Source organism: Candidatus Cryosericum septentrionale, assembly GCF_003570995.1.
GTDB classification, from domain to species: Bacteria; Caldisericota; Caldisericia; order Cryosericales; family Cryosericaceae; genus Cryosericum; species Cryosericum septentrionale.
This window is the reverse complement of sequence record NZ_QXIY01000037.1, coordinates 21,854-41,554: the sequence shown is the minus strand read 5'-3', so window position 1 is coordinate 41,554 and position 19,701 is coordinate 21,854. Positions and strand designations below refer to the sequence as shown.

The 19,701-nt window shown below is 56.9% G+C and carries 10 protein-coding genes and 1 pseudogene; 4 read left to right on the top strand and 7 right to left on the bottom strand.

Features of this window, described 5'->3' with window-relative positions; translation table 11 throughout:
• Positions 1 to 88: 88 nt before the first annotated feature.
• Positions 89 to 823: a formate dehydrogenase accessory sulfurtransferase FdhD gene (gene fdhD / locus SMC1_RS08615; protein WP_119086376.1), complete on the bottom strand. Its 735-nt coding sequence runs from the start codon at positions 821 to 823 to the stop codon at positions 89 to 91.
• A gap of 154 nt (positions 824 to 977) precedes the next feature.
• Here fdhD and SMC1_RS08610 point away from each other — a divergent pair, with 154 nt between their 5' ends.
• Together SMC1_RS08610 and SMC1_RS08605 are read left to right on the top strand one after the other, a co-directional pair.
• The gene (locus tag SMC1_RS08610; RefSeq protein ID WP_165849377.1) at positions 978 to 1,811 is read left to right on the top strand and encodes an FAD binding domain-containing protein; all 834 of its coding nucleotides are present in this window, start codon (positions 978 to 980) and stop codon (positions 1,809 to 1,811) included.
• Positions 1,808 to 4,708, top strand: coding sequence for a molybdopterin-dependent oxidoreductase (locus tag SMC1_RS08605; RefSeq protein WP_119086374.1), 2,901 nt, complete (start codon positions 1,808 to 1,810; stop codon positions 4,706 to 4,708). Before SMC1_RS08610 ends, SMC1_RS08605 begins: the two co-directional genes overlap by 4 nt.
• A gap of 79 nt (positions 4,709 to 4,787) precedes the next feature.
• Here the strand turns inward: SMC1_RS08605 and pepT are convergent.
• Together pepT and SMC1_RS08595 are read right to left on the bottom strand one after the other, a co-directional pair.
• Positions 4,788 to 5,769, bottom strand: a pseudogene (pepT, locus tag SMC1_RS08600) (peptidase T).
• Positions 5,766 to 6,233, bottom strand: a complete 468-nt coding sequence (locus SMC1_RS08595; RefSeq protein ID WP_119086373.1) for a DUF1893 domain-containing protein — start codon at positions 6,231 to 6,233, stop codon at positions 5,766 to 5,768. The pseudogene pepT and the gene SMC1_RS08595 overlap by 4 nt, the downstream one beginning before the upstream one ends.
• 323 nt (positions 6,234 to 6,556) lie before the next feature.
• On the opposite strand from SMC1_RS08595, the gene SMC1_RS08590 reads away from it, so the two are divergent.
• Complete coding sequence (locus SMC1_RS08590; RefSeq protein ID WP_119086372.1) at positions 6,557 to 6,808, top strand: hypothetical protein; 252 nt, start codon at positions 6,557 to 6,559, stop codon at positions 6,806 to 6,808.
• 74 nt (positions 6,809 to 6,882) lie between these two features.
• Here the strand turns inward: SMC1_RS08590 and SMC1_RS08585 are convergent, their stop codons facing one another.
• The 4 genes from SMC1_RS08585 to SMC1_RS08570 form a co-directional block, all read right to left on the bottom strand.
• Positions 6,883 to 10,035, bottom strand: a complete 3,153-nt coding sequence (locus tag SMC1_RS08585; protein WP_119086371.1) for a type I restriction endonuclease subunit R — start codon at positions 10,033 to 10,035, stop codon at positions 6,883 to 6,885.
• Entirely contained in the window at positions 10,032 to 12,407 is a 2,376-nt protein-coding gene (locus tag SMC1_RS08580) for a restriction endonuclease subunit S (protein WP_119086370.1), read from the bottom strand. The genes SMC1_RS08585 and SMC1_RS08580 overlap by 4 nt, the downstream gene beginning before the upstream one ends.
• Before the next feature lie 120 nt (positions 12,408 to 12,527).
• Positions 12,528 to 13,784 carry a restriction endonuclease subunit S gene (locus SMC1_RS08575; RefSeq protein ID WP_119086369.1) on the bottom strand — a complete coding sequence of 419 codons (1,257 nt, stop codon included), beginning with the start codon at positions 13,782 to 13,784 and terminating at the stop codon, positions 12,528 to 12,530.
• A complete protein-coding gene (locus tag SMC1_RS08570) occupies positions 13,781 to 15,334 on the bottom strand; it encodes a type I restriction-modification system subunit M (protein WP_119086368.1) in 1,554 nt (517 codons plus the stop codon). Before SMC1_RS08570 ends, SMC1_RS08575 begins: the two co-directional genes overlap by 4 nt.
• Before the next feature lie 415 nt (positions 15,335 to 15,749).
• On the opposite strand from SMC1_RS08570, the gene SMC1_RS08565 reads away from it, so the two are divergent.
• Entirely contained in the window at positions 15,750 to 19,571 is a 3,822-nt protein-coding gene (locus SMC1_RS08565) for a hypothetical protein (RefSeq protein WP_119086367.1), read from the top strand.
• The last annotated feature ends 130 nt before the right edge of the window (positions 19,572 to 19,701 follow it).

Below are 19,701 nucleotides of genomic sequence, written 5' to 3'. Positions count from 1 at the left end.
TGGCGACACACGATATCATGTACGTGGCGTCGGGCAAGCTCTATGCCCGAGGTCTCTCTGGATAGTAGATATCCCTTGAGCAGAGCTTCTAGGGCAGCACTCGTTCCCGGTGTGAGTAGACATTCATACGTCCGGCTCGCACAAATGCGACGACTGTGATTCCAGCCCTTTCCGCAAGAGCAATTGCCTGAGCAGTCGTTGCACTCCTCGAGGCCAGTACTGGTATCCCGACACGGGCTGCCTGGGCAACTGCCTGGGCTGGAATACGTCCCGTTCCCATCAGGACTGCCTCTCTGACATTCCAGGCGTGCATCAGAGCGTGGCCGATGACCTTGTCCAGTGCCGTGTGACGACTAATGTCCTCACAGCTGAAGACATGCTCTCCCTGTGCGATAAGGGCTGCATGGACGCCTCCAGTGGTCCTCCAGTGGAGAGCGCTGCGTTGCATCTCCTCGGCCAGATCCTGAAGGCGGGAGGCCGACACGGTAAATCCGGGTGAGACAGCGATATCTTCAGTTAGTACGTCTCCCGAAATGCAGTCGATGTCGATTGATGTTGGTGCATCCGGTCCTGGAGCATCGGGGGAAAAGGTAAGAAACGCCGAGCGTTCTTCCACGGTGACGGCAAGGATCTGAGTAGGTCGGGCCCAGCCTTGAGACACAGCGTGGCCGACCGCGGCTGCATCGACTAATTCGCCCGAGCTCGCGAGGCGCACTGCCAGCGTGCCGTTCACATAGATGGTTAGTGCGCGTTCTTCCGTGACTTCGTCCTCGCACCTGATCGCAGTGCCACTGCGGTCGTATCTCCAGATGGTTGTCATCATCGCTTGCCACCTCCCAAGGTTGAGTTCAGTATAGGTCGGTTGTCGTTGGATGCCAGAGACCAAGCTGGACTCTCAGCCTGCTTGGATGTTGCATTTGCCGAGTCACGAGGGTACAATATTTATGGATATCAGCATTGTCTGCAAGGAGGCCCTCATGGGCAAAATTACTCAGTACTATCATGCAACATCTTTGGAGGATGCTTTCGTCAGAGCGAAGCAGCTGGGTCCTGTTGCCGCGTATGTTGGCGGTGGGGTGGAACTGGTCCTTCGGCGGAACCCGGAGATCACGACCCTGATCGATCTGTCGCGCTGCGGTCTCGACTACATTGCAACAGCCCACGACGAGATCGAAATCGGTTCTCAGACCACACTCACGACGATCAGTCGCAGCGCAGACATCAGGCAGTACGCTGGCGGTTCGCTCGCCTACTGCGCGGGCCATATTGCTCATAACAACCTGCGGGATATGATCACTGTCGGCGGAGTCATTGGGCGCAACCAGCCGTGGAACGACGTTGTGCCCCATCTCGTTGCCCTGGGTGCACAGGTGCGACTGTTTGACGGTGTCGAGCGCATCATGCCTCTCTCTGACTACATCGAAGCGAAGCAGCTGGGGGTGATCATCAAGGGTGTCCTGCTGCCGGCAGGGAATGCCGGCTCGAGGGGATTCCTCTGGCGATTCACGCGTACCCAGCAGGATATTTCGACGCTGCACTTCTCAGCGCTTGTCAGCTGTGACGGCAAGGTCATGACGGCGGCCAATCTGGTCTTCGCTGGGTGCCCGGGCCATGCCGCTCTCTACCCTCGACTCTCTGAAGAACTTGTCGGAAAGTCGTTGTCGCATGAGACGTTCGCGAGACTGGCGGAGATGGCTCCTGACCTTGTCGAGGTCGGGACTGACCTTCGTGCGACGGGCGAGTTCCGGCGTGAGCTGGTGCGGGCGGCTATCGTAAACCTGGAAGAGCACATGACGGGAGTGGCACAATGACTATTTCGATAACGGTGAATACCGTTGAACGTTCCTTTGATGTTCAGCCTGACGAGGTCCTGCTCGATGTCTTGCGGCGCGAGGGCTACCTCGAGGTGAAGGGCAGCTGTCACTCGGGAGACTGCGGCGCGTGCACCGTCTTGCTGGACGGGCGTCCTGTCGCTTCATGCCTGGCACTGGCGGCCAAAGCTGACGGACACGCCGTGACGACCGTACGCGGCATAGGGGATCAGGCTCACCCTCACGTTCTCCAGGACTCCTTTGTGAAGAATGGCGCTGTCCAGTGTGGATACTGCGTGCCTGGCGCCATCACATCTGCCAAGGCGTTGCTGGACGAAAATCCTGATCCCACTGAAGAAGAAATACGGTTGGCGATGGACAGCAACTACTGTCGCTGCACTGGATACGAACAGCAGGTTGAGGCAGTCCTCGATGCCGCCGCGCAGCTCCGGAAGGGGGGACAAGAAATGAGCATCGAGAGAAAGGGTTTCCGTCACCTGACCGAGGGATCGTATCCGGCGACGCATGTGGTCGGCAAGTCCGTCGATAAGGTTGATGGCTACGCTCTGGCCAGCGGAGCCCCGATGTACACGGACGATATCGCGGCACGTGATTTTCCGAACCGTCTGTATGGAAGGATTCTGACCAGTCCGATCGCGAATGGTGTTATTACCTCGATCGATACCAGTGCTGCAGAGGCACTGCCTGGTGCCCGCCTCGTACTGACTTGGAAGAATACCCCGCGTACGTTCTACACGACGGCTGGACAGGGTTGGCCGGAGCCTTCGCCCTACGACAACCAGATGTTCACGGAGCGCGTGCGCTTCGTGGGTGACCGCGTGGCTGCTGTCTTTGCGGACTCCAAGGATATTGCAGAACAGACGCTCAGGCTTATCAAGGTGAGCTTCAAGGAAGAGCCTGCTGTTCTTGACGCCGACGATGCCATGAAGCCGGGAGCTCCGATCGTGCATCCCGAAGATCCAAAGGGTGCCTATGATTCGGCGCACAATGTTGCTGCACACGTGGACATCAACGTTGGGAACGTCGAAAGGGCCCTCGCGGAATCCGAGGTAACCATCTCTGAGACGTTCCAGACGCACTATGCTCAGCACACTCCGATGGAGACGCATACGGCATTCGCCTATACGGATGACATGGGGAAGATCGTCATCGTGTCAAGCACACAGGTCCCCTGGCACGCACGCCGCATTGTCTCAAGGGTTCTTGGCCTTCCCATGAGCAAGTTGCGTGTCGTCAAGCCTCGAATTGGCGGTGGTTATGGCACCAAGCAGGAGATCCTCATTGACGACCTTGTGGCCTACGCAACCATTAAAACGGGGCTTCCGTGCGAGATCGAGCTGACTCGCAAAGAGGAGTTCGTCTCCGCCAGGACCCGTCACCCGATGAAGATCGACATGAGCATCGGCTGTGACAAGCAGGGCCACTTCAGAGCTCTCAAGATGTATGTTCTCAGCAACACTGGGGCTTATGGCAGTCACAGCCTCACGGTCATGTCGAACACCGGCAGCAAGACGCTGCCGCTCTACAACAAGGCGACTGACGTCCAGTTCTTTGGTGATGCAGTCTATACGAACCTTCCTGTCCCCGGAGCGTACCGTGGTTACGGAGCGACCCAGGGATACGCTGCCCTCGAGTGTACAATCGACGATCTGGCTGCTAAACTCGGCATGGACCCCATCGAATTGCGGAAGAAGAACATGATCAGGGTCGGGGAAGGTTCGCCAATCTTCGAGGCTCTCGGCGAAGGCCGTCAGGGAGTTGCCCAGACGATTAAGAGCAGTTCATTGCCTACGCTGCTTGACTTGGGAGCTGAGGCGATCGGATGGAAAGAGAAGCGGGGAAAGCGTGTGCGCAGCGGTCACAAGGTCCGTGGCGTCGGAATGTCGATGCATATGCAGGGCTCTGGCATCCCACTTATCGACATGGCTTCTGCCTCTATCAAGCTCAACGAGGACGGGAGCTACTTCATGACCATGGGGGCCACGGACATCGGCACTGGTTCCGACACCATTTTGTCGCAGATGGCGGCTGAAGTGCTGGGAGTCACCATGGACAAGATCAGTGTCCTCTCCAGCGACACTGACCTGACGCCGTTCGATGTTGGGGCCTATGCCTCCTCGACCACGTTTGTCTCGGGTGGCGCCGTCGTCAAAGCGGCCAAGGCAGTGCGCAACCAGATTTTCTCAGTTGCAGCCGAGATACTGGGGGAGGAGCTGAACCAGCAACTTGTCATTGCAGAGCCCAAGGTTGAATGGGACAATGATCAGCCGGACCCCATCCTGTCCTTCTATCGTATGGAGGATGGAAACGTGGTGTCGGTGCGGAGCGGAAAGAAGGTTTCTGTGTCTGACATTGCCTATCGTGCCTACTACGAAGTCAATCAGCATCAGATTGCAACGACACAGTCGTTCGTGTCCCCATACTCTCCGCCGCCCTTTGCGGCACACTTTGTGGAGATCGAAGTGGACGAGCTCATAGGAAAGGTCGAGGTTCTCAAGTATGTGGCAGCCGTCGACTGCGGCGTTTCTATCAACCCCGACCTGGTGCGTGGGCAGATCATGGGCGCGATAGCAAATGGCATAGGATTTGCGTTGACCGAGGAGTACCATTTTGGATCCCACGGCAACATGACCAATTCCTCGCTGTTCGACTACAAGATTCTGTCTCGCCGCGACATGCCGCCGACCGAGGTCATTCTCGTCGACACCTATGAGCCGACTGGGCCATGGGGTGCCAAATCGGTGGCCGAGATTTGCATCAACGGTCCCATCCCTGCAATCGGCAATGCAATCTTTGATGCGACGGGGATACGCCTTCACCGTACGCCATATACGCCGGACAAAGTTCTGGCGGCGCTGCGCGGCAAGAGTATCTGATCAAGGTTCGGGAAGCAGGACACAAAAGGGGTGCCCTTGATAGGACACCCCCTTTGTGTCCTGCACGATGTCTGTCAGGTCACGACGCAGTCGCTGATCGACTCGCAAACGCTTCCGCAATGCCCACGATGACCTGTACAGCTTTCTCCATCGATTGGATGACGATGTACTCGAGGGGACCGTGGTAGTTGCGGCCGCCGGTGAACAGGTTGGGGCAGGGAAGTCCCATGTAGCTGAGTCGTGCGCCGTCAGTTCCACCACGAACAGGCTTCACGAGGGGTGCTATGCCTAGTTTCTCCATGACACCGCGGGCGACGTCGACGAGGATCATGTTCTGCTCGATAACCTCGCGCATGTTGTAGTAGGAATCGCGCACGTGAACCGTGACGGTGTCCTCTCCATACTTGGCGTTCAGGAAGTCGCAGATGGCATGTGCCATGCTCTTGCGCTGCTCGAAACGGTGTTTGTCGTGATCTCGGATGATATACTTGGCTTTGGCTTTCTCGCACACACCATTGATGCTGGTCAGGTGGAAGAAACCCTCGTACTTCTCAGTTGATCGAGGCGTTTCGTCGGACGGGAAGAGTGTGGTCAGTTCTGCCGCTATGAGAGCCGCATTCTTCATGATGCCTTTTGCAGTACCAGGGTGGATGCTTTTCCCAATGATCTCGAATTCTGCCGATGCGGCATTGAAATTCTCGTATTCGAGACTGCCGAGTTCATCGCCGTCGAGGGTGTAAGCATACTTGGCCCCGAACTTCGCTACATCGAAGCGATCGACACCCTGTCCAACTTCCTCATCCGGTGTAAACCCAATCTTGATGGTTCCATGCTTCACCTCGGGATGGGACAGCAGGTATTCGACAGCAGTCATGATCTCTGCAATGCCTGCCTTGTCGTCGGCTCCCAGAAGAGTCTGTCAGACCAAGTGATTTGAGCTCTTCGTCCAGCTCATGGGCAAGAACGAACTGTTTCTCGGTGCTGGGAAACGTGACCGAAGTCTCGTCCGACTGGGTATCGAAAGACGTATAGTGCAGGAAACGATCCACCAGATTGTTCATGTACTCCCCTTTCTGGGCGCGTTGTTGCGTCCTGCATCTGATAGTGTACGGCTTACTTGCTTGAGGGTTTCCAGGGCGACAAGCGGTTCATTGATACCGGATACCGCTGCTTCCATCGGACATGGCCCTATGCCTGTTCGGTTGAGGACATCGAGGATGACAGTATCACACGTGAATGGAATGCCGGCCGTGCGCAGAACATCCTGTGCACCAGTACTCATCGTCAGGGCGAATACCGACCGGGGACGCACGAGGGTGAACAGGAGTGCAGCCGCCCGTCCCACCAGTTTGTCGCCCCAGTCCAGAGGACCGTGACTGACTACACGTTCCTCTTCCACCGCTGTGAGGAGCGCACTGATTCCTCTGCCGGTCAGCCTGTATACGAGTTCCCCGCCATCGGCAGCACAGAGGGTGGCGCCTCCTGATCCTATCGTTGTCTGTACAAGTTGTTCGCTTTCCGTCATGAGCCCCTCGTTTCACCGCCTCGGAAGCGGTAACGTCCATTGTATCCGAAACCGTTCGGTCGTACAGACCGCGCAAGCGACCAATCCGTCACTCCCGCGAAGGCAGGAGTCCAGTTTGTCTCGAACCTGCCCTTCCCAGCGGCGGATCCGTCACTCCCCCCGAGCGCTTTCTTCCCATGAGAGGGACGCTTCTGAGGGGTGCTTTCCACGAGCATGTTGGTGCAATGCGAGTGGCGCTCTGCCGCGCAGGCGAGAGTCCATCTTGTTGCATTTAGGACTACAATACTTTACATAGAAACACCAGCAAGGTTCAGGGAGGGATCATGACGTTCAGGGCATCGGTGGAAAGATATCTGGGGGCGGTCTCGGAGCAGTATCGACGCAAGGATGCAACCGAGAACTCGTACTGTGACGGCCTCAAGCAACTCTGGGAGGGCCTGGGGCCAGAGGTGAGCAATGCACACACGAAGCTGACCGTTCTGCCCAGCCAGACGTCGCGCTCGTTTGCGATCAAACGAACTGCGCTGGCAAGACGCTGCACGAATCCAGTTGGGTATTGGCGCTATCTCCGGTAGGGTTCGATCTCCGAAACTGGAGTTCACATCTCCCTGCCTCTTGCTTGGGCAAGGGGCTTCATGCTGCTGCTTCACTACTGCGTCGTGTACACACTGCGTCCGGCGCCATAGTAGGCTTCGTAGATGTGCTGGAACACGGCGGAGGACCTCTGCTCGAACATCTCCGGGGTGTAGACCTTTGGCAAACCCGTGTCCAGTATCTTCTCGATCGTCACCCGTACAGCGGCTCGGGATTGCTGCTTCTTTCGCCAATCAAGCACGAGTTTCGCGTCTTTGAGCGTAGTCAGCAGTTTCCGAGCAGTCGCCTTCACCTTGATGCGGTCAGCAGCGCTCATCTCAACGGCCGGCTTGGTCAAGAGATCGAAGACTGCCAGCTCTTCCTCGCTCAGTTGTTCGCTGACACCCCGCCGCTCTTCCTGACTCAGATCTCTATTGAAAGCGTCCAATTGACGGAAGAATTCCTCGGCGTTGAGACTCCCGGCGTTGTACTCGTCGATCATCGCCTGGAACCGCTTCACGAAGTCCATCCGCATGCGATTGAGTCGCACCATGCTCATGAGTTTCTGTGCCACTACACCTTTTAACTTCTCGTTGACGGTACGCTTGTGCCCGGTCTTGAACTGCTCCGCCAACTTCTCGAAGTCGAGTTGGCTCAAGTCGACGGGCCTCTCACTCACACCCTGTGTGGCTGGCTTGACCACGTAGCCCTCGGCATCGATTGACCGGTCAAGCAGATCCTCCACGTCGCCCATGACCTCCGAAATGTCCGCTGGCGGTGTCAGGGCCCGGATCTTGTACGCAATGACTTCTATCGGATTTGCCTCCGTGGCGAACTCCTGTGCAGATGGATCGGGCAAGACAGCCTGGAGAAGACGATGGACGTTGTTCGCAGCATCAAGATAACGACGCTTGATTTCCTCAGAGGTGACCAATGCTTCGACAGCATCATCGAGCAGACCGACCCGCGGGAAGCCTTGAGCACTTTGGATAGCCGTGAGGCTCACTCCGTGCCCCTGGCACAGGTCACGGGCCTCTGTAAGTGCGTTTCGCAAGGCAGCCACCAGCACGGACTTGTCCTCCACGGGGGTATACTCCCCTTTGCCCGCGCCATAAATCGCAAGAGCAGCCTGCAGGTTGCGGAAGACTCCGACATAGTCGACGATGAGGCCGCTCTCTTTGTCTCCGTAGACGCGGTTTGCCCGTGCGATCGTCTGCATCAGCGTATGATTCCGCATCGGCTTGTCGAGGTAGATGGTCGAACAGTTCGGCACATCGAAGCCGGTCATCCACATTGCGCAGACAAACACCAGCCGGAACGGATCGTCCGGATCCTTGAATTTCGTCTCGAGATCTTCGCTAACCATGCGCCTGCGGTGTGGACGGATATCCAATCCCTTCCCGGCCATGTCGGCAATCTCGTTCTGGCCTTGAGAGACAACCACTGCCATGTCAGTCTCCTGCATCTGTGCAATGCGCTCTTCGATTTCTTGAACGGCGTCTTCGTTTGTCACGGCGCGCTGCGCCTGCAATTCCACGATTCTCGCCGCCCAGTGCTTCTTCACCTTGTCATACATGCGGATGGCCGTGGCCTTGTCAATTGAGACAACCATCCCCTTGCCCTGCCAGCCTCGCTCGGTGAAATGCTTCACGATGTCCTTCGCTACTGCCTCGAGCCGATCATCGCGGGTAATGAGGTGGTACTCACGAGCGAACTCTCGTTCCACCGCCTTTTCCTGAGCGTCATCGAGCTCCGCTTCCTCCAACAACTGCTCCATGTCTTCATTGAGGTTGTCGTTGACCAGCTGGAGTTCCGGAATGCGATTCTCGTAGTACAGAGCCACCGTGGTATGATCGACGACCGATTGGTGGAAGTTGTATACGCTAACGTAGTCGCCAAATACCTCCCGGGTCTTCTCCTCGCCAACGATCAGCGGGGTGCCAGTGAATGCCAGGAAAGCAGCGTTGGGCAAGGCTCTCCGCATGTTCATCGCCAGCGTGTCGTACTGGCTGCGATGAGCTTCGTCGACCATGACGATGATGTCACTGCGGTTGGAAAGCACTGGGTGTGGCTCGCCCTGCTCCGTCTGGAATTTGTGAATCAGGGTGAAGACGTAGCGGTGGTCCTCGCTGAGCAGTTGCCGCAGGTGCTTACTGCTTCGTGCTTGTGCTTCAGCCTCGGTTACTGCCCCGGTGGAAGCGAAGTTCTTGTAGATCTGCCCATCCAGCTCCTGGCGGTCGGTAACAACCACGAACGTCCAGTTCCCTGGTATCTTGCGCAGCACTTTCTGAGCAAAGAAGATCATCTCTACGCTCTTGCCACTACCCTGCGTGTGCCAGAAGACTCCGAGTTTGCCCTGACATTCACGGACCTTTGTCAGCGCTTTTAGTGCGTTGTTGACTCCCAGGTATTGGTGATTCTTGGGGATCAGTTTGATCAACCCGCCCTGACCTTCCTGAAACAGGGTGAAGTTCTCTACTATGTCCAGCAGCCGCGTAGGTTCGCAGACGCCACGCAACATGGTCTCCAGCGAGACTTTTCCCGGCTCATCCTCACTGCCGATCTTCTTCCATTCGGCGAAGTGTTCCCAGCCAGCCGTTACACTGCCTAGGCGGCTCTCACTGCCGTTGGAAAGGATAATCAGAGCGTTGGGCCAGAAGAGTTGCGGGATCGTGTCCTTGTAGTCGCGCAGATTGCTCGTGAAAGCAGCCTCCAAGCGACAGTGTGCGGCTTTCAGTTCGACGAATACCAGTGGAAGACCATTGACGAAACCGATCAGGTCGGCTCGGCGAGTGTACATGTCGCCTGTGACCCAGAGCTGTGAACAGAAGAGGAAATCGTTGTTCCTCGAACTCTCCCAATCTACGACCCGAACAACCTGGACTATCTCTCCGTCACCCTCAGGATCAGGCACAGTGACCCGCACACCATTCTTCAGAAGGTTGTAGATCTCGCGGTTGGCGCCTGCCATGCTCATGCGGGACCGGTCATGAGTCAGCTGTTCGATAGCCTGGTCAATGGCCTCGGTCGGAGTCTCTGGGTTAAGCCGCTGCAAAGCTGGTCTTAATCGAGCCGTGAGGATGACGTCGGAACGGGTTTCACGGCCCAGTGTGCTCGTACCGTGATCGAACTCGTGATAGGCATTGACCGTCTCCCACCCCAATTCTGCTAGCAGGTCGATTGCCGGACGCTCCACGAGCGCGTCTTCTGTGTAGCCTGCGGGACTCATGTGTCTGCTCCCGCGTCTACGCCGTTTTCCTTCCACAAGTCGTCTAGCGCTGTTAGCCCACTGCTTGGAGTGCTTCGCTCCGGCTGCTCCACGAAGTGGTACGAGACGAACCTCGCATTTCGCTTGTCTTTATCTAGTCGGTTGTAGAAGTAGCACGCATTCTTCGCCGACTCGGGAGAGGGTCCAATCTGCATTAGCGGAAGCAACTGCAAAGCTCGCGGCGATCCCTCACTTACCAGGTAGATGAGCTCGGTGTCCAGACAAGTTGACGTGGCCTTCGAGGCCTGCAGGAATTCGCTGTTGCTGCCCATCAGAACCGCTACGTCGTTGTCATAGACCCCGTTCCGCATCACGCAACTGAGCGATCTTATCAACTGCGTGCCAGTCCATGCATCAGCCATGCATTCCCGGAGCTTCTGGACGTCACCCAGGAGCTGCTCGTGCAGCCGTCTGGCCTCTTCCTGTCCAAGGACCCCACCGTGACGCCAATCATTGCGTATTTTGTTTGTTCTGGACAGGACGGGTACAAGCTCCACGTTGCTCAGAGCCTTAAGAAGCGAGACTGGCAGGTCCGAGAATACCTCCGCGAACAACGATCCGTTGCGACCTTCGCCCCCTAGAAGGTCCCGAGTCCGTGCCCCAAAGTACTCTACTGAGCACTTCCACGTTCCGAAGGTGGCCATCTTGAAGCCCAGGCCTTGCTCCCGCATCGCCCTAGTCAGCTTCTGCAGGTGCTGCTCAAAGAGAGGTCCGTTTGAACTGAACGCACTCATGAGGATCATGCTGACGAACTCAGCGGTTGCCTCGAAGAAGTGCAGCAAGTGCTCGCACTTGGTCTTAAAGTTACTGGTTGATGTTGCTTGCCACGCACGCAAAATGGAAGCAAGCGGGAATGGAACGGTTTCTATCCACTGATCGAGACCTGCCACCGCGTATTCAAGAGGACCCCCAGAGAGTTTCTTCGAGAGAACGGACACGCGTTGACCGACTGCCCCAGCGGACTGAGGGTTCGCCCAAAGGTCACGCTCAAACTGGGCAAGTTCGTTCTGCAAGCCCAGAAGCGTGTTCCTCTGGACGGCGATATGTTCCTCCACATCAACCACAGCTTGCTGTACCTGAACGCTTGGCAGGATAATGGGGAGTTCCATGAGAGTCTTCTTGGTAAGCTTGGGAATGACGGTTCCTGACTTGCTCAGGCGCCGGATCTCTCTGCCAAACTCCGAATTCAGGAACCGGGCCAAGAACTCAACGTCCGCAACTCCAGAACGCATGACGATCTGTGCATAGTTCTGAGGCTTCAACGTCAATCCGTCGAGCGATTCGACGACGTCGCTCATGCCAATAAGCGGAACATACACTGCGTCTTCCTGTCGCCCGAACTGAAAGTCGTTGCGGCCGCGACCCAAGTTGATTGCAGATGCCAGTTCCTTCAGAGAAACCGCTGACCCTCCGAACAGACGCTCTGCCTCCTTGATTCTCTCGTGCTGGCGAATCTGGTCCAGGCCTCTGAACGAGAGCGAGTCCACGAATCGTCCGAGCTCCAAAGAGCTGCCTTCCTCATGGCTGGCAAAGTTAGAGAGCACCTCGCGGTTTGACTTCACGTCACTTGAGAGTTGAGCAACAAACAGATCGGAAGTGGCATGATTACGGACGATTATGAGGTACGAAGGCATGTCTGTGTGGGGTGGAAACGTTTCAGAGGGTAGGGCCAGCGCCGCTTCCACTCCAAGGCCAAGAGCAGTAAACTGCCGAAAGACCGAGCTCGAGGACGCAAAAAAAGATTGGGCTACGACGAAGAGGCCCATTCCTGTCGCACTTAGTCTCTTCGATGCAAGAGCCAAAACCTGTTCTCCAACGTCGCCTTTCACAGTGACATCGTCACCGCCCGTGCATCTTATGGTTAATGGGTCCAGTACTCGCGCGTTCCACGGCAGCAAGCTGACAGCCAAGTCGATCTCTTTGGCCTCAGAGGAGAGCAACTCAACGGGTCGCCCTATGTGCCACTGAACGTCTGGCACTAGAACCTGACCAAGTGAACCCTGCGAAGTGTTGGGCACAAGAGCAAGGACGGTTCTTGCCCGGACGGTCTCCTGCATCGCGCCAATCAAGAGTCCTATGCCCGCCCACGGATCGCACATCGTGTCATATGCGTGCCCATCGGCAAGGGCAAGAAATACTTCAGTCAGCCAGGCGGGAGCTGAGAAGAAATCGCTATAGCGTCCATCGCGTCGAGCCATGAGAGCCCCGAAGGCTTTGAGGTCACTCGCTGAAAAACGGAATCCTCCATCCTTCAGTGCCTGGGCGAGCTCGCCAGCATTACGAGAACCATGTTCCACGATACTCTCGACCTTCCGCCATTCCTCTGGTTTCACTTCATGTGCCTCCGCTAATGTTCACCTGCTGCTTTGCCTATGCCTGCACACCCCGTCAACTCCCTTCGAGAGGCCTCGGGGACTCGTTGTGAGAATCCGGAAATATTATTACCACAGCTCTCAAGCTCCAGCCTGGTCGGGAACGGCGATGTCCAGTTCCGACACGTCCACCTCGCCGGAGATAAGCCGGGGCAGCAGCAGGTCGCGGGTGCGGCGGAGATTCTGGTTGCGCGAAGATGCCATCTTTACAGTCTGCAGCATTGGCTGAACAGAAGTCTCAAAGGATCCAAGAACAGCCTGCGATGGTAGCAGCACGGGCATCGTCCGCAATACTTCCCATTTGATGACGGGCATTTTGGTTCCCGTGCTGTGCTGGTCAGCCCAGCGAATTGCGTCTATCGAAGATAAGAGCACGGCAAGAAACGATTGCAGAGTCTTCTCAGCAGACCGAACAACCAGCACCGATACGTTCGTGACACCTCGACAGGGGGCGAGAGCAACTTTGTGGAGATAAGGTCGAATGGAGCCGAACAGGATGTCGTCTTCCTCGAAAACGATACGTGATGTTGTAAGTTCGCTAGGATTCCCCGTTTCGCCCACAGAAAGTGTTTGCTGTTGCATCTTCGCTAAGTCCAAGAGAGGGCACTCCGAATGCAGTGCCTCCTTGAACTTGTCCTTCCTTAGTTCTGTAAGTTTGCCCAAGGGCACAACCTCCCACGCCTCTGGAATCCTGCCAAGGGGGGAGTCGACGAAGCGGGCGTGCTGGTGGCCGAGGAAGCGGAACCTGGCAAACCACTCGCGGTAGAGGTTCTGCGCCATCTCTTCCAGAATCTTGATCCGCTGCAGGTTGTTCTCGATCAGGTCATCATAGGCCGAGAGAATCGCCGCGATTTTCTGTTGCGTGGCGAGAGGGGGGAGATGAACAATGATTCGTGCCAGGTCAGTCCCTCGAATGCCCTTTTGAGCAGCCCCTGTAATGATCGCCTCAACCCGCGAGCGTCCTGGGGGACAGGAGAAGTAGTACAGATAGAAGCGACTAGAACACCTCTCTTGGGCTAATCGCACTCGGATTAAAGACGACTCAAAGACCATTTCTTCCTTCACACCCTCGACTATGACACATTTCCCAGCGCCGGACTCTATGAGGCTACGACGTGCAAAGAGAAGGTCGCCATCTTGCAGACCAAAGCGCCGGTATTCGGTATCACTTATCTGAACGCGTTGCATGTCCTGGGACCCTAGGAAGCGATATGCGAACAGCTCCCCCATGTTGACGATTTTCGCACCGGAACCATGGAACTGCTTCTCCTTGTAGAGCCCGTTGCGTTGAGGTTCTGAGAACAGCGTCTCGAATTGGACTTCGGGCCAGGTCATCATCCCTCGCTCAACAGCTTGACGACGTTCTCTGCAATCCGCTCTTCCAGTTCCCGGGCCTCGACGTTGAGGGCCTCCAGTTCTTCGTTCTGCTCCTCCAGTCGCTCCTTGAAGTCAAAGTCCTCCTCCTCGCGAGCGGCCACGCCCACATAGCGGCCGGGGTTGAGACTCCACCCTTGAGCTTCGATCTCAGCCAGTGTCGCCACCTTGCACAGGCCTGCCACATCAGCATATTTGGGCTTCTTGCCGAAGTGTTCGGTCAGCAGTTCAGCGCTGTCGTGCAGGTTCTCCGCGGCCTCGCCACGGTAGAGTCGGGCGATGTTGGCCAGGAACTCAACCTGCGCTGGGGTCCAGTCGCGGTGAGCGCGATCGATTTGGCGGTAGAGGTGGCGGGCATCAATGAAGAGTACCTTGTCGGCGCGGGCGGTCTTGCGCTTCCCCCGGTCGAAGAACCAGAGGGTGCAGGGCAGGACCACGGTGTAGAAGAAGTTGGGACCGACCGCCACCATCACATCCACGGCATGGGCTTCGATCAGTTGCCTGCGGATGTCCAGTTCCGAGTTGCGGGCGTCGGCGGCGGAGTTGGCCATGACGAACCCGGCGCGACCGGTGCCATTAAGGGCGCTGTAGAACAGCTGGATCCAGAGGTAGTTGGCGTTGTCGGCGCGGGGCAGGCCGAAAGGAAAGCGTGGGTCGTCCTTGAGCCGGTCCTTGTCCACACGGTCGACGTTGAAGGGTGGATTGGCCATGACGAAGTCGAATTTGCCGGTGGAGTGGTGCAGGTCTTCGTAGTAAGTGTTGCCATCCCTGATGTCACCGGCCAGGCCATGCACAGCCAAGTTCATCTTGGCCAAACGAACGGTTTCGGCCACCTTCTCCTGGCCATAGATGCTTAGTTCGGCACCAGGGTTCTTTTTGCGTTCCTCGACGAAGCGGCCGCTCTGCACAAACATGCCGCCAGAACCGGTAGCTGGGTCGAAGAGGAGACCATGGAATGGTTCGATGATGCTGACGATCAGCTGGACAATAGGGGTGGGAGTGAAGAACTCGCCGCCCTTCTGGCCCTCACTCATGGCGAATTGGCCAAGGAAGTATTCGTAGATCTTGCCGAAGGCGTCGCCCTCAATGTCCGTGGGGATGGAATTCATGGCCTTGAGCAATTCCTTGAGCAGGGCGTTGTCAAAGCGGTTGTAGGTCTTGGGCAGTACGTCCTTGAGGTCGGGGTTCTCCGCTTCGATGGCGCGCATGGCATCGTTGATGGCCGCGCCGATGTTGGTCCCTTCCGGCAGTTGGATCAGCACCGAGAAGCGTGCCGCGTCGGGCAGATAGAGCACGCCCTTTGCCTGATAGTCCACCGGTCCAACCTTCCGCCGCCCGCCGCCTTGACCGGCCAGTTCCTGCGCCGCCGCCTGGAACTTGTGGTCGGCATAGCGAAGAAAGACCAGCCCCAACACCGGGACGGCATATTCCGATGACTTCAGCCTGGAGTTGGCCCGAAGCTCATCGGCTGCTACCCACAGGCGGGATTCAATGTTGTTGCCGTTGTGGTTCATCGTGCCCCCTCGGTAGGTTGGAAACCATTTTGAGTATAGCACTGCGCGGCAAAACCCGGACACGAGTCGACAGTCTGTCATCGATGCAGTGGCCAAGCCACGCCGAGGCAGATACTTGATTGGGCTACCTGTACCGCATGTCGAGTGTCGGAGCGCGTGCCGTAATCACTTCCCTGACGAACAGCAAGAACCGTGCGAACGGGGCATCGGTGGAAACCCACTAGGCGACATCAATACGTGGGCTCGCCTTGGACACGAACTAAGGCGAGAACCGCCGCAAAAACACACACCTTCGAACACACAGCTGCTGAACGCGTCGTTCACGTTCTGCTTGACGTCTTGCGTCATTCGCCGGTCCCGCCTACACTTCAATAGGTGGCTCGGGACGATGGCCAGTACATGTCGGGAAGGGAGAATGGGAAACATACAAGCTGACAACGCTCTGATCGGCGTGAAAGCTGAGGACATAACGGGGCTCTCTGAGCAGCAACTGCCTCAGTTGCTCAAGATCCTGCTGGACAACTCAGCTCTGCTTATGGGTGTTCCTCTTGGCTGCTGGCATGTCAACGCTGATACGAAGGCGGCAGATGGCGGCGTTGACGCCTCCATATCCTGGAGTGCCAAGCCGGAAGCCATCCCTGATTGGTTCCCGGGCACAGATGTGGTCTTCCAGTGCAAAGCCTGCAAGAAGTTCGGGCCGACTCAATGCAGCGTCGAATTGCTGTCCCCGAAGAACGGTCTCATAAGGCCTGGAGTGCGAGACACTCTGCGTCGAGGAGGGAAATACGTCCTTGTGGTGGCTCTCGACTGGACGGACCAGGATCGAAGCAAGCGGATAGCCGCGATGGTAGACCAGATCGCGAGGAAAGACCCGACCTTGCCACGCAAGAACAGGATATTGATCTGGGACGCCGGAGTGCTCGCTTCATGGGTGAATCGATTCCCAAGCGCTGTAGTCCAAGTGCTGTCCTGGCTGCGAAGGCAGCCGCCAGATGGTCTCCTGACATGGGACCTCATGTCACGGGATCACAAGTACGCCAACCCTTTCCATGCATCGACCGACGAAACGACCATGATCGCTCTCCTTAGGCAGCAACTCATGCAACATAAGGTATGGAAAATAGTGGGACTGCCGGGGGTAGGCAGAACCCGCATGCTCGTAGAAGCGCTTCGGCCTGGGGATGACGATGACCAGTCTCGGACTACTCCGAGCCGCTCTGTATTGTACATCGATGAGAAGGGGGGCGGAGTGGATTCGGTTCGGTACGCGTGGTCCTGGGTCAAATCACTGGACGTTTCATGCGCGTTCATTGTTGACAACTGCGGCGAGTCTGAGCGCTCATGGCTGGCACAGGAAGTAGTTGACAGCTCAACTCGGGTGACCCTTGTAACAGTGTCAGTGCCGTCGTGTGACCTGCCGCAGCAGACTACCTTGGTCCTTGGTCGGATGCCAGACGACGCAGTGAAGCAGATTGTGGTCGACTGTGCTCCGAGTTTGACCTACATAGACGTCGAATTCGCGATACGGCAAGCACAGGGCCTTCCTGGAATCGCGTGTACGATTGCGGTGCAGCTAGGTGAAGGAGACTACAACGTACAAGCACTGATGGACCACTCGCCTGTAGAAACGATGAGGGCGCACGTTGCCCTGCTCTCGGACAACGAGAAGTCATGCTTGAATGCCCTGAGTCTGTTCAGTCGCGTTGGATATCGCGATTCCCTTAAGGCCGAGTCAGAGCATGTTGCCAAGGTCTTCTGTCATGACACGAACGCCGACGTCTTCCTTGAGGCAATCGAGACACTCACGACTAAAGGGTACGCCAAGAAGCAATACGGCTACGCGATTGTCTCTCAGGATCTTCTGGCAGACAGACTCGCCTACGAGTGGTGGCGACAGAAAGAACTTCCCTCGACTCTTGGTCTGATGGACCAACTACCGGATGACCTCCGAGTTTCGTTTTGTGAGCGCCTCAGTCGACTGTGCTTCTTTGGGAAAGCCACGCAAGCAATCGAGAAGTTCTGCGATCGGAGCGGTCTGCTCTCTGACAGCGCCTACCTGACCACGGATAGCGGTGCACGTTTGCTCTCGGCGGTTGCGGAGTGCAATCCGTTGGCAGCTGCCCGATCTCTTTCACATGCATTCGCTTCCTTCACTCCTGAGAAGGCGCGTGATGCTATGGAGTCGACTGGAGCACTGGTCGAGGCCATGGCCAAGCTCTGTTGGTGGCCTCAGTGCTTTGACTTGGTTGCACCCGTGTTCCTTGTTTTTGCTGCGGGCGACACGACATCGCATCGTCACCAGGTGGCTGAGCAGTACGCTGACCTCTTTCGGTGGGTCCTTCCTGGCACGCAGACGCCTCTTCTGGACCGTCTGTCGGTATTGGATGGTGCTACAGGCAGCCCGTTCGAGGCGTGCAGGGTGCTCGGAGTCACGGCGTTGTGCAATGCCCTGACAACAGGGCAGATTGTCGGGAGCATGGAGATACTGAACCAAGGGGGTCGTCGTCCACAATTTGACTACTGGCCACGGTCACGAGATGAAATCAACAGCTACTGGCATGAGATCACGATTCGGCTGAACGATTCGTTGCGATCAAAGGAGATAGCAGTTCGGGATGCAGCAGCTACTGGTCTCGTCGACAAAGTACCCGAGCTTGTTGAGAACGGGTTCCAGGAGATTGCCGAGCCAATCGTGAGGGCAATCATAGAGGATGCCCGGGAGCACTTGCCTGCACTGCGCAACAGGGTCATTGAATTGCTGGACAGTCCACGGGAATTTGACAAGCCCAGACTAGAGTCTTGGTTGCGGGACATGGAACCGACGTCGCTTGACGAGCGAATACGCACCGAGGTCCTCGGAGGCCCAGAGTACCTTAGGAGCACAGACTTGCAGAACTCAGTGGACAATAGCCTGACCGATCTAGCAGCGTACTGCAACGATCATGGCAGCGAACTGACCAGTGCCATACCCCTTCTTCTCGAGTCGACAGACAGTCCAGGGCCAAGTATCGTGTTCGGTAGCAAGCTTGGCACAGCTCTCAGAGATCCGTGGGTCATCGTGGATAGGTTACTGGATACGATTCCCCTACTCAGCCAACCAGTGGAAAAAGTGAACGTCGGTGTAATGGGCGGTTTGCTGGCATCGCTGCGGACACAAGACACCGACCGGGTCGAACTGGTTCTCGACAGGATGCGCGACGATGGTGCACTACTCCCCTTCCTGGTGGACACTACATTGTGGTCAGAACCGGGCTACAGGTCTCTGCAGCGATGCATGCACGCTGCGGAGGAAGGAGACATCAAGGTCTCGAGCTTGCGCCGCTTGACATACCAGTACGTGCTGAAGGGACTTGAGCCCGACGACTTGGCAACCATGGCAGCGTCCGTTCGTTCCCTTGGAACCCCCGAAGCCCTCAATCTCAGTCTTTCACTTCTCTGCAACTACGCCTCTGCCCACGACGAAAAGCCTCCTCTTGAAGTGCGACTCGCTCTGAAGGCCTTGCTCATGGATCATAGGCTAATGGGTAGTCTGCGAACGGGGCAGCACCTTGACTGGTTCTGGTGGAACCGTTCTGTGATCTGGCTTCTGCACGAGCAAGATGACCAGGAACTCGCGACAGACCTAGTCTCGCAGCTTCTTTCCGACTCTGGCACGGAGCCTGAGGATTCCGAACGAAGTGACCACGACGTGGATGAGGCTGCTCCGGTCCTCCTCAAAGAGTACTGGCCAACAGTGTGGGCGCTGGTACAGGAGAGCGTGGCAAAGCGAGGACTCCCCGCTGCGACGAGAGCCCGGATTGCCTTCGCTAGCCGCGAGAGGGATGACAGCGACTTGGAGACTGGGTTTTCCCAGATCACGCTCCAGGAAGCCCGCGAGTGGTGTGGCGCTGACCAGGAACATGCTCCTCTGTTCCTACTGGACCTTCTGCCCATTGGTGTGAGGAAGTCCGAGAGCGATGGGTACACGTGGAATGAGGTTGCCAGGTATGTGGTGGACACATATGGACAAAACACTGTCGTGCAGGCCATCGTGGGCAACCGTCTCCGTGACATCCTAGGCTGGGTATCTCGAGGACGGTCGGCCAAGCTGGTGGCCGATCTCTACAGACAGCTTGAGACAAGCACAAATGCGGTCGTTCAGCGTTGGGCACGCAGTATCCGCTCAGAGCTAGAAGCGCAGGCGGAGCGGATTGACAAGTGGGCCACGAGGAACGAGGATGACAATGACGCCCAATGACCCTGGGTCGTGCCGCGTACATGTAGCAGGCTCATTCTCTGGGCACGACTCCCGCAACGACGCTCTTGATCGTGGCGGGCTGCATTCGACGCCCCTTGACATTGGAGCAAGTTGAAAAGGTTTCGCGTAG